This window comes from Streptomyces luomodiensis (assembly GCF_031679605.1).
Classification (GTDB): domain Bacteria; phylum Actinomycetota; class Actinomycetes; order Streptomycetales; family Streptomycetaceae; genus Streptomyces; species Streptomyces luomodiensis.
Window position 1 is genome coordinate 9,179,794 of the sequence record NZ_CP117522.1, and the last position, 12,580, is coordinate 9,192,373.

15 protein-coding genes and 1 pseudogene are annotated in these 12,580 nt (G+C 70.9%); 8 read left to right on the forward strand and 8 right to left on the reverse strand.

Annotated elements, in window-relative coordinates:
• Positions 1-29: 29 nt before the first annotated feature.
• Positions 30-892 (forward strand): IS5 family transposase gene (locus PS467_RS38700; protein WP_311036159.1). Its coding sequence is split into 2 segments (ribosomal slippage): positions 30-386 and positions 389-892, totalling 861 coding nucleotides; the frame shifts between segments, so codons are not numbered across the junction.
• 66 nt (positions 893-958) lie between these two features.
• Positions 959-1,703, forward strand: a pseudogene (locus PS467_RS38705) (IS5 family transposase); the annotation flags it as partial.
• A 441-nt stretch (positions 1,704-2,144) separates the two neighbouring features.
• Here PS467_RS38705 and PS467_RS38710 read toward each other — a convergent pair.
• Together PS467_RS38710 and PS467_RS38715 are read right to left on the reverse strand one after the other, a co-directional pair.
• Positions 2,145-2,276, reverse strand: a complete 132-nt coding sequence (locus tag PS467_RS38710) for a hypothetical protein (RefSeq protein ID WP_311039196.1) — start codon at positions 2,274-2,276, stop codon at positions 2,145-2,147.
• Between the two features lie 123 nt (positions 2,277-2,399).
• The gene (locus tag PS467_RS38715; protein WP_311039197.1) at positions 2,400-2,960 is read right to left on the reverse strand and encodes a TetR/AcrR family transcriptional regulator; all 561 of its coding nucleotides are present in this window, start codon (positions 2,958-2,960) and stop codon (positions 2,400-2,402) included.
• 103 nt (positions 2,961-3,063) lie between these two features.
• On the opposite strand from PS467_RS38715, the gene PS467_RS38720 reads away from it, so the two are divergent.
• Complete coding sequence (locus tag PS467_RS38720; RefSeq protein WP_311039198.1) at positions 3,064-3,915, forward strand: SDR family oxidoreductase; 852 nt, start codon at positions 3,064-3,066, stop codon at positions 3,913-3,915.
• 149 nt (positions 3,916-4,064) lie between these two features.
• Here PS467_RS38720 and PS467_RS38725 read toward each other — a convergent pair whose 3' ends face one another.
• Positions 4,065-4,826, reverse strand: coding sequence for a pirin family protein (locus PS467_RS38725; protein WP_311039199.1), 762 nt, complete (start codon positions 4,824-4,826; stop codon positions 4,065-4,067).
• A gap of 234 nt (positions 4,827-5,060) precedes the next feature.
• Between PS467_RS38725 and wrbA the strand changes: the two genes are divergently transcribed.
• The 3 genes from wrbA to PS467_RS38740 all read left to right on the forward strand — a co-directional run bounded on the left by wrbA (position 5,061) and on the right by PS467_RS38740 (position 7,228).
• Positions 5,061-5,681, forward strand: a complete 621-nt coding sequence (gene wrbA, locus PS467_RS38730; protein WP_311039200.1) for an NAD(P)H:quinone oxidoreductase — start codon at positions 5,061-5,063, stop codon at positions 5,679-5,681.
• A gap of 211 nt (positions 5,682-5,892) precedes the next feature.
• Complete coding sequence (locus PS467_RS38735) at positions 5,893-6,570, forward strand: hypothetical protein (RefSeq protein WP_311039201.1); 678 nt, start codon at positions 5,893-5,895, stop codon at positions 6,568-6,570.
• Between the two features lie 76 nt (positions 6,571-6,646).
• A complete protein-coding gene (locus PS467_RS38740) occupies positions 6,647-7,228 on the forward strand; it encodes an IclR family transcriptional regulator (protein WP_311039202.1) in 582 nt (193 codons plus the stop codon).
• Between the two features lie 55 nt (positions 7,229-7,283).
• Here PS467_RS38740 and PS467_RS38745 read toward each other — a convergent pair whose 3' ends face one another.
• Positions 7,284-7,949 carry a histidine phosphatase family protein gene (locus tag PS467_RS38745; RefSeq protein ID WP_311039203.1) on the reverse strand — a complete coding sequence of 222 codons (666 nt, stop codon included), beginning with the start codon at positions 7,947-7,949 and terminating at the stop codon, positions 7,284-7,286.
• Positions 7,950-8,106: 157 nt separating this feature from the next.
• Between PS467_RS38745 and PS467_RS38750 the strand changes: the two genes are divergently transcribed.
• Positions 8,107-8,745, forward strand: a complete 639-nt coding sequence (locus PS467_RS38750) for a class I SAM-dependent methyltransferase (protein WP_311039204.1) — start codon at positions 8,107-8,109, stop codon at positions 8,743-8,745.
• Positions 8,746-8,833: 88 nt separating this feature from the next.
• Here the strand turns inward: PS467_RS38750 and PS467_RS38755 are convergent, their stop codons facing one another.
• From PS467_RS38755 to ku, 3 genes are all read right to left on the reverse strand, one after another.
• Positions 8,834-9,451, reverse strand: coding sequence for a TOPRIM nucleotidyl transferase/hydrolase domain-containing protein (locus PS467_RS38755; RefSeq protein WP_311039205.1), 618 nt, complete (start codon positions 9,449-9,451; stop codon positions 8,834-8,836).
• 128 nt (positions 9,452-9,579) lie between these two features.
• Entirely contained in the window at positions 9,580-9,864 is a 285-nt protein-coding gene (locus tag PS467_RS38760) for a hypothetical protein (RefSeq protein ID WP_311039206.1), read from the reverse strand.
• Positions 9,865-9,929: 65 nt separating this feature from the next.
• On the reverse strand, positions 9,930-10,835 hold the full coding sequence (ku, locus tag PS467_RS38765; protein WP_311039207.1) for a non-homologous end joining protein Ku: 906 nt from the start codon (positions 10,833-10,835) through the stop codon (positions 9,930-9,932).
• A 107-nt stretch (positions 10,836-10,942) separates the two neighbouring features.
• On the opposite strand from ku, the gene PS467_RS38770 reads away from it, so the two are divergent.
• Positions 10,943-11,413 (forward strand): DUF6233 domain-containing protein, encoded by a 471-nt coding sequence (locus PS467_RS38770; RefSeq protein ID WP_311039208.1) that lies wholly within the window; start codon positions 10,943-10,945, stop codon positions 11,411-11,413.
• Between the two features lie 10 nt (positions 11,414-11,423).
• Here PS467_RS38770 and PS467_RS38775 read toward each other — a convergent pair whose 3' ends face one another.
• Positions 11,424-12,458 carry a hypothetical protein gene (locus PS467_RS38775; RefSeq protein ID WP_311039209.1) on the reverse strand — a complete coding sequence of 345 codons (1,035 nt, stop codon included), beginning with the start codon at positions 12,456-12,458 and terminating at the stop codon, positions 11,424-11,426.
• Between the last annotated feature and the right edge of the window lie 122 nt (positions 12,459-12,580).

A 12,580-nucleotide genomic window follows, 5' to 3' on the forward strand; every position in this document is an offset into this window, starting at 1 on the left:
AGATCATCCGGGTGGTAGATCATGGTGTCGTGGTACGTCGTCATGAACTCACTGATCAGGAGTGGGAGTTACTCGCTCCGCTGATACCCCGGGCTGCGACGGGGCGTCCTCGCGTGGAGGACCGGCAGGTCGTCAACGGGATGGTCTACAAGATCCGCACCGGGATCTCCTGGCGTGACTTGCCGGAACGCTACGGGCCGTGGAAGACCGTGTACACCCGCTTCCGCCGCTACGCCCTCGACGGAGTCTTCACACGGGCCCTGCAGCAGATCCAAGCCCACGCCGACGCGGCCGGCGACATCGACTGGCTCGTCCAGATCGACTCCACCATCGTCCGCGCCCACCAGCACGCCGCCGCCACCGGCCGAAAAGGGGGCGGCATCGGCAGGACGAACCGGACGATCACGCCCTCGGCCGATCCCGAGGCGGGCTGACGACCAAGATTCACCTCGCCTGCGACGGCAAGGGCCGCCCGCTCGCGATCCTGGTGACGCCCGGCCAACGCCACGACAGTGTCTGCGCACGCCCTCTGCTGGAACGGATCCGTGTTCCCCGCACCGGCCTGGGCCGGCCTCGGTGCAAGCCCGGCCAGGTCATCGCAGACAAGGCTTACAGCTCCCGCGGCTTCCGTGCCTACCTGCGAAGACGCGGCATCGCGCACACCATCCCCGAGAAGACCGACCAGCGACGGCACCGGCTGAGACGCGGAGGCCACGGCGGACGACCGCCAGGGTTCGACCGGGAGACCTACCGGCGGCGCAACATGATCGAGCGCTGCTTCAACCGGCTCAAGGGCTTCCGCGGGATCGCCACCAGATACGAGAAGACCGCCACTTCCTACGAAGCGGCGGTCACCCTCGCATCGTTCCTGCTCTGGGCAAGATCCGTTTGAAGACGGACCCTAGGTTCTGTCCGGCGGATTATGCGACCTTCTGATTGATCGCTCGTTGGTCCGGTCATGCGTCGGGGGGATCTGACGCATCGCGAGTGGTCGCTTCTGGAGCCGCACCTGCCGCCGTCGGGTGGTCGGGGAGGCCGGTGGAGTGACCACCGCACGGTGGTGAACGGCAACCTGTTCCGGGTCCGGACCGGAGTTCCGTGGCGTGATCTGCCGGAACGCTACGGATCCTGGAAAACCATGTACGAACGGCATCGCCGATGGTGGGCGGACGGAACCTGGGAGCGGATCCTGCAGCCGGTCCAGACGGACGCCGATCTCGTCGGTCGCGTCGACTGGTCGATGGTCGGAGTCGACTCGACATCCTGCCGGGCCCATCAGCACGCGGCCGGTGCCCGAAAGGCCCGGCCGCGGGTCCCGAAAAAGGACGACGCCCCGGCACCACCGCCCCGACGAGGGAATCGGACGGTCCCGGGGCGGGCTGACCTGCAAGATCCACCTTGCCGGCGAGGGCGGCTGCCGTCCTTTGGCCTTCCTTCTTACGCCCGGCCAGTGGGGTGACGCACCGCAGATGACCAAGGTTCTGGACCGGATCCGGGTTCCCCGTCCATCGGGCGGGCGCCCCCGAAGCCGGCCGGCTGATGTCAGCGGCGACAAGGCATACAGTTCCCGCCGCAACCGCAGTTACCTGCGAAGACGCCGGATCAAGCACACGATCCCGGAGCCGAGGGACCAGCAGGCCAACCGCCGGCGCAGAGGCAGCGCGGGCGGCAGGCCCGCCGGGTTCGACCAGGAGCACTACCGCACAGTCACCGCAGCCGCGATATGGCTCCGACCATGATCCGCCGGACAGGAACTAGGGCGTGTTTCGAAAGTAGCGCCGTCCGCCCGGAGGGCGGGCCCCGCGGCGTCTGGTGCGTGTGATCGCAAGGCGGAGGGTCGTCCTCGTCGTGGGCCTACTCGGACGATCCCGACAACGCGGCGAGCGCGCGTGCCAGGCGTCGCGGGGCAGGCGGGACTTTGGAAACACGCCCTGGCGCAGGACGGCGCCAGGACTCCCAACTGGTCATGCCGAGCCGTTCGCTGTGTGCGGCCAGAGTCAGACCCGTACCAACGATCGCCCAGCCGATCCAGGCCAGTGTCCAGGACGAAACCGCTCGCTCGGCCCTCGCCGCACCGTGGCGACTCCCCAGGCGAACTGCTGCTCGACAGCCGCTGTCGCCTCAAGGCATTCCGTTAGGAGTTCTTAGGCGGGCGACGCCAGGGCGTCGGATAGGGCGACCAGCTGCCGAACGTCCGCGTCCAGGCTGTCGTCGTCCGGCATGGCTATCGCCAGGGCCTTGGACGCTGCGGGCTGCGCCTCGGCTGGGGCCTGCAACGCCCTTCTCCCTCGAGGACACGCCGGCCCCGCGCGAACAGGTCGCCGCCTGACGTCCGCCGGGCTGCCCGCGCACGCCCTGGCCGGGGCGTCGGTGCGTCGGCGTGTCGGTGCGTCGGCGCGTCAGCGCGTCAGGGCGTCCATGAGCAGGTCGACGAGCCGCTGGGCCTGCTCCCGGGTGCCGTACTGCGCGGAATGGGCGAGGCCACCCATGAGGAGCAGGAGGTCGTCGGGGGTGACATCGGTCCGCAGGCCGCCGTCCCGGGCGCCGGCCTCCAGGAGGGCGGCGACGGCGTCGGTCAGCAGTGCCCGGCTGTCGGCGTAGGGGTCGACGCCGGAGGCGATGACCGCGTCGAGTGCCGCGGCCATACCGCTCTTGGCCGTGACGTAGTCGAGGAAGTGTGCCATCCACCTGCGGGTCGCCTCGGCGGCCGGGTACTGGGCGAGGAGGTCGGTCGCCTGCTCGCAGACGCGGGTGAGCTGGTGCCGGTAGGCGGCGTCGACGAGCGCTTCCCGGGTCGGGAAGTGCCGGTAGAGGGTGCCGACCCCGACGCCCGCCTGCTTGGCGATGGCGGCCGGCGCGGTGTCCAGCCCCTGCTCGGCGAAGACGCGCGCGGCCACTTCCAGCAGACGTGCCCGGTTCTGCAGCGCATCGCTCCTGGTCCGGCGGGGGGCGGCGGACATAGGGGTTCCTCCGGTGGTCTGGCTCCGATTGCTTTCCGGAATGCGTTCCGTTTAACTGGTTTCCGGAACACATTCCGGAAACACCCTACCCGTGGAGACCGCCATGACCGCACCCTCCGACCAGGCCGTACGCCACTGGTTCATCACCGGAGCCTCCGGTGGCCTGGGCCGTCACCTCACCGAGCACGCCCTCCGCGGCGGCGACCGCGTCACGGCCACGGTCCGCCGCCCGGCGGCTCTGGAAGACCTGCGCGAGACCTACGGCGACCGGCTGACCGTCGAAATCCTCGATCTCACCCGCCCGGCCGACGTCGGCGAGGTGATCGACAGGACGCTGCGGTCCGAGCCGGTGGACATCGTCGTCAACAACGCCGGATACGCGGTCGTGGGCGCCGCCGAGGAGATGACCGTCGACCAGATCCGCGACCAGATCGAGGTCCTCCTGCTCGCTCCGATGCTGATCACCCGGGCTTTCCTGAAGCCGATGCGCGAGCAGGGCGGAGGCCGCATCATCCAGATCTCCAGCATGGGCGGCCAGATCGGCACCCCCACGCACAGCTCCTACCACGCGGGCAAGTGGGGGCTGGAAGGCTTCACCGAGAGCGTCAGCCGCGAAGTCTCCGACTTCGGCATCCGCCTCACCGTGGTCGAACCCGGCGCCACCCGCACCGGCTTCGCCTCGGCCCTGCGCTACACCACCGCATCGGCCGCCTACCGCGACACCGCCGTCGGCCGGACCCGGCGTCTGCTGGAGAGCGCCGACGAAAGCCTGTTCACCGGTGACCCGGCCAGGCTCGCCGCCGTCATCTACGACACCACCCGCCACCCGGACCCACCGCTGCGCCTCACTCTCGGTTCCGACACCTACGACGCCGTCCACGCCGCGCTGACCGAACGCCTCGCCGCACTCGAAACCCAGAAGGAGCTCGCGGCATCCGTCGCCTTCCCGCGCTGATCCGACGCCACCAGGCCGGGTACGGTCAGCCCCCCCGCCAGGGCCGTTCTCGCGGTACGGAACGACACCGCCCTGACGAGGGGCTGGGTTTCTCAATTCCGGGTTGGGTCCAGGCCGGTTCAGGCCGGTTCAGGCAGGTTCAGGCCGGTTCAGGCCAGGGAGATGGCGGCGTTCATCTCCCACATGAGCACCTCGGCGCCGTCCGGGCCGCCGGTGAGGCGCTGCCCCTCGGCGCCGGTGACACGGACCGCGTCACCGGTGGCCAGCGCTCCCGCGCTCTCCAGTTCGGCGGTGCCGCGCGCGACGAAGAGGTGGACGAACGGAGCGGTGGCGATCTCCAGGGTCTCGCCGGGGCGGACGCGGGCGACATGCAGGGCGGCGTGCTTCTGCCGGATGCCGATCGCGCGCTGGTTGCCGTGACCGGGCATGCCGGAGGCGAGCGTGGTCCAGCCGCCGACGGCGAGTTCGTTGTTGATGTCGAGCTGCTCGTAGCCGGGGCGGATACCGGACTCGTCGGGGATGGTCCACATCTGGATGAAGTGGACCGGGTCGTGGTGCTCGGCCTGGCCGGTCAGGGTCCAGGAGTCGTTCTTCTCGCTGTGCAGGATGCCGGTGCCGGCGCTCATCCGCTGCGCGAGACCGGGGTAGATCACCCCGTTGTGGCCTTCGGAGTCCTGGTGGACGAGGGCGCCGTCGAGGACCCAGGTGATGATCTCCATGTCCTGGTGGGGGTGGGTCTCGAAGCCGGTGCCGGGGGCGACGACGTCGTCGTTGGAGACCAGCAGGAGCCCGAAGTGGGTGTTCTTGGGGTCCCAGTGGTGCGAGAAGGAGAAGGAGTGGTGGGAGTCGAGCCAGCCGGCGCGGGTGTGGAAACGCTCGTTGGCGCGCCGGATGTCGAGGCGAGAGGCCATGGTGGTGTCCTTGCTGTCCGTGCGGCCGGGGGTGCCGACCCGGTTTAGTTGAACGTTATACAACATCGCGGGCGGAGATATTCCCGCCACCCCGGAGGGGGCGACTGCCCTCCATATGGTTTACGGTTCAACCAGTGCCCGACCGGCGGGCATGCACCAACGAGGACGAGATCCGCCATGGGCATCTTCAGTCGCAATCAAACGAACGAGACCAACGGAACGGAGGCCGCAACCGTGAGCACCCCGATCAAGGTAGCCGTCGTCTATTACTCCTCCACCGGCACGATCGCCGAGGTCGGCAAGCAGATCGCCCGGTACGCGGAGAAGGCCGGCGCCGAGGTCCGCCTGCTCAAGGCAGCCGAACTGGCCCCGCAGTCCGCGATCGACTCCAACGACGCCTGGGCCGCCAACGCCGCCGCCACCGCCGACATCCCCGTCGCCGCCCCGGACGACGTCGAATGGGCCGACGCCGTGATCTTCGGTACCCCCACCCGCTTCGGCAACGTCGCCTCTCAGCTGAAGCAGTTCATCGACACTCTCGGCGGCCTGTGGGCCCAGGGCAAGCTCGCCGACAAGGTCTACAGCGGCTTCACCTCCTCCGCCACCGCCCATGGCGGCCAGGAGTCCACGCTGCTCGCCCTGTACAACTCCTTCCACCACTTCGGCGGCCTCGTCGTGGCCCCCGGCTACACCGACCCCGCCAAGTTCGCGGACGGCAACCCCTACGGCACCTCCCACGTCGACGCCCAGGGCAACAACCCCGTCGACCAGACCACCCGCGAGGCCGCCCGCGTCCAGGCCGAGCGCATCGTGCGCATCACCACCGCCCTCAAGGCCGGCCTCGCCGCCGCCTGATCCCGCCACCCGGCGGCGCACCACCCCCGGTGCCCCGGCCGGCCGCACGGCATCGTGCGGCCGGCCGGCCGGACCGGGACCGAACCTGGGGGGTGTTGTCAGGTCCACCCCCATTCGGGTTCCAGACCCAGGGACCGCGGGAGCCGGGCGCGCGAGGCTTTCTTCCATCGACAACAGCACGCGTCACACGACGTGTTCGAGGGAGAAAGCAATGAACGAGAACGTCGCCCGACGCTTCACCGGAGCCGCGGGGATCGCCGCGGCAGGGGGCCTCATCCTCGAAGTGCCGCTCTACTTCGTCTACTCGGGGCCACCGCCGGACTCCAATGTGCTGGCCCGGCTCCTCATCGGAATTCTCGCGCTCGGCGGCGTCCTGGTCTTCGTGACCGGCTTCCGGCAACTCGTCAAGACGGTGGCGCCCGAAGCGGAATGGGCGGGCACGCTCGCCTTCGCCTCGGGCCTCGCCTACACCATCGTCACACTCGTCTCCAGCGGCCTGGAGGCCGGAGCCGTCATCGCCACCGACCACTCCATCGACCCCACGATCGCGGTTTCGGGCACCTACATCCTCTACGGGACGATCTCCCGCATGCTGCTCGGCATGTTCCTGGCCGTCTTCGGATACACCGTCAGCCGCACCCGCTTGCTGCCGCGCTGGGCCCACCGCACCGCCTACGCCCTCGCCGCCGTCAACCTCGCCTTCATGCCGTCCCTCTTCTTCGGCAACACCCCGGCCCACTTCTACGCCGCCAACGGCTGGGGCACCACCGCCCTCATGGGTGCCGTCCTCAGCTACTGGCTCCTCGCCATCGGAATCACCACCTACCGCAGCGCCAACCGCGTACCGGAGCAGCACACCGCCACCCCACGGACGCTGACCAGCGGCTGACCGGGCTCCGCCGGGTGGCGCCGCCTGCGATGGCCGGTCGTTCGCGAATGCTGGGGAGGAGCCGTGGCCGGGGCGAGTGGGCCGAGTCCGGGGAAGAGCCGGGGAGGGGCCGGGGTGGCGCGGTGGCGTCCGGCTCACCCCGGCCCCGGACGTTCCCCGCCGACGACGCCCACCGATCTGGGGTGTCACGGAGCTCGCCCAGGCGCTGGGTCTGCCGAAGGCCCGGGTGCACCGCCATGCCGCGAACCTGCGGCAGGCGGGCTTCCTGTCCCAGAACAGCAGCACCAGGCGATACGAGCCCGGCTGGCGCCTGGTCCTGCTGGGCCGGCGCGTCGAGGCCAGGGCCCAACTCGTCGCCCCGGCCAGGCCGGTGATGCGGCGGCTGCGGGACAAGGTCTCGCAGACCATCGTGTTCTCCCAGCTCACCGACGCGGGCGTCACGGTGACCGAAGTCCTGCCCGGCGGTTCGCCGATCGATGGGGTGCTGAACCCCGGCACCCAGTTCGCCTACAACAGCACGGCCCAGGGCAAGGCGGCACTCGCCTTCGCCTCACCGGACCAACTCGACCAGTGGGCGGGGCTGTTGGACGAGCAGCGCACCCCGAGCACCGTGGTCGACCAGGAGGTGCTCCGGCAGCAGGTCGCGAGCGACATGTGACGCGGTCTCCGCGCGACGCGCGCCGGGCGTGCGGCACGACGCTGTCACGTCCGGCTCACGGCGCGGGCACGGAGGCGGCGCCCGCGGGACCACTGGCGTCGGGGGTCTCCTCCGCCGGGCCGAGGGGGCTGCCCTCCCACAGGAGGGTCTGCCAGCCCCGGGTGGGAGAGCCGGAGAGGACCACGGCACCGGTGTTGCGCAACGCGTGGCCCGACGCGTAGGCCACATCGACGTTGGCCGACCGGGCGGCCACCCACATACGGATCGCGGCGCCATGGCTGACCATCGCCACCGTTGCCGCTCCCGTCGCGGCCGCCTCGGCGACGACGGAGTCGAAGCGGCCGAGGGCCTCCACACCGTTCTCACCCCCGGGCATCCGGCGTCCGGTGTCACCCGCGGACCAGGCGAAGACGGTGGTGAGGTAGGTGGCGATCGCTTCGTCGTCGCCGCGCATCTCCAGATCCCCGGCCATCACTTCCCGGATGCCGTCCCGGACGCGGACCTCGAGCCCTGTCGCGGCGGCCAGCGGCGCGGCGGTGAGCCGGGCACGCAGGAGCGTCGACGCGTACAGGGCGTCGATCCGCTCGGATGCCAGCGCCCGCGGCAGCGCGGCCGCCTGATCCTGCCCGAGGGAGGTCAGCCCGGGGCCCGGCTCCGCGGTGTCCAGGAGGTGCTTGAGGTTGGACGGGGTCTGGCCATGACGTATGAGCAGCAGGCGCATGCGGGGGGAACCTCCACGGAGCGATACAGGTAACTCCACTCTCTCCCTCGCCCCCGCTTCTTGCCGAACCGGCAAGAAGTGTTGGTCTGCCTCTGCCCGCCCGGCAACACTGAGCCCAGGTGCCGGTGGCACCCCACACCCGTCGGAAGGAACCTCCATGTCGACAGCGCAGCCCACCGACCCGACGCTCTTCTGGGAAGAGCGATACCGCGCCGGCGAACGCCTCTTCAGCGGTAACCCGAATCCACTGCTCGTGCGGGAGACCAGCGACCTGACGCCCGGCGATGCGCTGGACCTGGGCTGCGGCGAGGGTGGTGACGCCCGGTGGCTCGCCTCGCGCGGGTGGCGGGTGACCGGCGTGGACATCTCCACCACGGCGCTGGCGCGGGCCGCGGCCCATGTCGCCGAGGCCGGCTTCGCCGAGCAGGTCACGTTCGAACGGCATGAACTCGGAGTGACCTTCCCCGAAGGGAGCTTCGATCTGGTCAGCGCGCAGTTCCTCCAGTCACCGGTCACGTTGGACCAGGACGGCGTACTCAAGCGGGCCGCCGAAGCGGTGGCGCCGGGGGGCACCCTCCTCGTCGTCATGCACGCCGGCTGGCCGTCCTGGATGGCGGAACACGAGTACCCGTTCGACGCCGTCTTCCCCACGCTTCAGGGCGTGCTCGCGGCGCTCGCGCTGCCGCCCACCTGGCGGGTGGAGACGCTGGAGGCCGTGGAGCGGCCCTTTCCGTCACCCGACGGCAGGCCCGGCACACGGGTGGACAACGTGTGGCGACTGACCCGTACCGGCTGAGACGCGGGCCGCTCCCGGGCGGGCGGAAACGGGGTCGTTCGGGCGGATCGAGATGCGTTCGCCGACCGCCATGGCGTTCGCCCAGCGGTCAGAGGCCGGCCAGCAGGTTCACGAGTGGGGCGGGTACGCGGTCGGGGGCGAGGGCCTCGACGAGGACGCGGCCGTAGCGGATCTTGCGCCCTTTCTTCGTGCCGAGGAAGCGCCGCAACTGCTGCTGTGAGGTGCGGCCCCGCTGTGCGGGCTGGCGCAGGAAGGTGTGCAGGGCGCGCAGGTCGCCCTCCGCCCGGACGAGCTCCGCCACCCGTGTCACGCCCAGCGCGCGGATGAGCTCGTCCTCCAGATCCGCCGAGCAGACGAAGAACTCTTGCCGTGCCGCACTCGCCCGCGCCAAGCCGCGCGCGTAGTAGGGGCGCTCCGCCTCGTCGCACAGTCCGGTGAGGCGGAGACCCAGGCCGGGCGGCCCGAGGAGGCGGGCGAAGCGCCCGACGCTCATCGCACCGCCCATCGACAGGACGCAGACTCCTTCGGCCGCCAGGTTCCGGCCGCGGCTCGCGGCCAGCGCGCTGACCGCCGCGGCGTCGCTCGGCCCCTCGAGCAGCACGGCCGTGCGGACGGACAGTCGCGCGGCCAGCTCCCGCGCGGTGTCGCCGGGACCACCGGCCGCCCACGCGGTGACCGCCTCCCGGAACGACCCCATGTCAGCCATGGGACGAGTCTGCGCCCTTTCCGGCCACCACGGTAGGGAATTTCGACTCCGGCCGGACGCGCATGCTGGTCAGCCTGCGATCCGAAGGCGGACGGAGATCGGCGTCCGGTGTGCGGGTGGGGGTGGTGTTACGGGGCGCCCGCCATCTGCCGCTGCCGCTCCCCGTCGGCGTGCGCCTTGCCCATCAGCGAGCCTTCCTCCTGTTCGTAGTGGGAGAGGGCGAGGCCGAGGCCGAAGAACGTGGGTGCCCACTCGCCCACGAAGAGGCCCCACCGGTCCGCCCGGTCCAGACCGGTGCCGGGTTCGGCGCGGAGGGAGGTGGCCCAGGTGAAGATGGACAGGCCGATGGAGGCGACGGCGGCGGTGTAGGCGTGCTCGCTGCGCAGGCCCAGGTCATGAAGTTTCTTGATCACGACGGTGCTCCTCGGGAGAACCCCCCTCTGGTCCGCCCTCGTGTGCCCAGTCCGCGCCGGGTCACTCAGGACGCGGTCCGCTTCCTGGCCGTCTTCTTCGCCGGGGGCTTCTTGGCCGTCTTCTTCGCGGCGGCCTTCTTCGGCTTCTTCCGCGCGGGCATCTGGTGCACCTCGGCCTCGCCGGCTTCCTCCCCGCGGGCCTCCTTGGCGGCCCGTACGCTGTCCTGGAGGGCGGCCATGAGGTCCACGACCCGGCCCTTGGGTTCGGCCGGTGCCTCCATCTCGGGCGGCGCGTGGCCCTCGGCCTTGGCCTCGATGACGGCTTCCATGGCCTCGCGGTACTGGTCCTTGTACTGGCTGATGTCGGTGCCGCCGATGGCCTCCATGAGCGCCATGGCCTCATCGACCTCCGAGTCGGAGATGTCGACGGCCTTGGGGGCGAGCCCTTCGGCCGAGCGGATCTCGTCCGGCCAGTGGAGCACCTGGAGGACGATGGCATCGCCGACGACCCGGAGCGCGCCGAGCCGCTCGCGGTTGTGCCAGGCGAACTTCGCGACCGCGACCTTGTCGCTGCGCTGGAGTGCCTCCCGCAGCAGCACATACGGCTTGGCGGCGACGGCGCCGTCGGCCTGGAGGTAGTAGGGCTTGCCGAAGCGGATGGGGTCGAGCCGCTCCGCTTCCACGAACGCCTCGACGTCGATGGCCTTCGCGGTGGGGACGGGGAGGTCGTCGAGTTCCTGGTCGGCGATGGGGACGAGCTGGTCCTTGGACGCCTCGTAGGCGCGGCCGATCTCCTCCGGGGCCAGCTCCCGGTCTTCGAGTTCGCAGACTTTGCGGTAGCGGATGCGGCCGCCGTCGGTGGTGTGGATCTGCCGGAAGGAGATCGAATGGTCCTCGGTGGCGGGCATGACCTTGATCGGGATGGTCACGAGACCAAAGGAAACCGCTCCGCTCCAGACCGGGCGTGGCATGGCATACCTCCCACGATCCCCCCTGGGCTCGGCTCCAGCCTAGGTCAGCCGCCGAGGGAGCGCCCCCGGGTCGGTCCGGCCCCGCTATTCGAACTAGAATGCGAATGGTGAGTGTGGAGGAGTGGCGCGCGAAAGCCGGTCCGTGGGTCCGGGCGGCGATGCCGGATGACCAGGAGCTCGACGTCATCCTGAGCCAATGGACCCGTACCACGGACGGCCGCTGGTGGGCCGAGTGCGAGGCCATCCTCCCGGCCCGCTACGAGCGTGCCGATGGCCGCTCCCGGGCCACCGGTGCCCCCACCCCGATCAGCGTCCCCAGCGAGCGGATCACCCCGATCCCCGGCGAGGACTACAGCGCGGTCCCCGTCGACGGGGCGATCGCCGGACGGCAGTGGGTGGTGGAGAAACTCCACCAGTACGCCGAGGACACCGCCTCCCGCCGCCTGCACCGCCGCGACTGCTGGCAGGTCCGCGACGAGCACACGCTCGTTCCCACTCGCGAAGCGGCCGACCTCCTGGCCCACCCGGACGTGGCGATATGCGATGTCTGCTCACCGGACAAGGCGCTGCGGCGCTGAGGCACCGCTGCTAGCGGAGCTGGACCACCAGAGTGCTCATCCGGCCGGCGGCGGTGTCGTACACCCGTAGCAGCAGCTGGTTGTGGTCGTTGATGTCGTCGATCGACCGCACGGTGCCCTCGGGGAGGTCCAGCATCGAGTCGAGCCGGTGCGGGGCGCCGTGCGGGTCCCACACCGCGGGGAGGCTGGTGGCGACGGTGTCCGCCGTGACCCGTACGGTGCCGGTGATCCAGCCGCGTGCGTTGATGTCCAGGGCCTGCCCGCCCAGACCTTCGTCGGCCAGCTGCCGCGGGGCGTCGGGCGCGCCCCAGCGGACGGCCGCCGAGACGCCGTCCGGGCGGATCTGACCGCCGACGGCCACACCGGCGTTGTTGATGTCGTGCAGCCAGGTGCGCGTGGTGCCGGGCGCCGAGCCGGAATACCTCACCTCGGTGCCGTCGGGCCGCCAGGCGGTGCCCGTGTCGTCTCTCCAGCCGACGACGATCCCCTTGTCGTTGAGAGCCGAGGCGTAGGAGCCGTCGTTCGGTCCCGACAGGTGCTGGAACCCGGTTTCCGGCCGCCAGCGGTAGTACGACGTGGCGACCCGCGGGTGCCCGCCCGGCCAGCTGATGAACTGGTGGGACGCCGCCACCAGCAGGGTGCCGTCCTCGCCCAGCCGGGCCGTGTCGGCCGAGGTCTCGCCCTCCGGCAGGCCCGGAGTGGTCACGGTGCCGTCCGCGCCCCACAGCACCACGCCCTGACCGGACCGCACGCCCACGACGCGGCCGTCGTCGGCGATGTCGGTCGGGAGGGCGTGCGGGACGTCGGCCAACGCCCGCCGCTCGCCGGTCACCGCGTTCCACACCCCGGCGCCACCCTGCCCCGTGCGGAACGGGACGTCTCCGCGCCTGTTCATCGCGTGGGCGACATCGCTCTCCTCCAGGGTGCCGACCACCCGGGCGCGCGGCCGCGGCCGGGTGGGCCCGTCCTGTGCCGCGGCAGCCGCCGTGGGCAGCAACAGGGCGAACGCGGCGATCACGGCCGCCACGTGTCTCCGGTGTGGCATGGCGGTTCCCCCGTGTCCTGAATGCCGGTATGTGGCCGAACGGCGCCATCATGACGCTCGCCCGGACCCCGGCGCGAGGCCGGAACGCGCCAAGACATGGCACGGTCGAGCGCGTTCGCGCA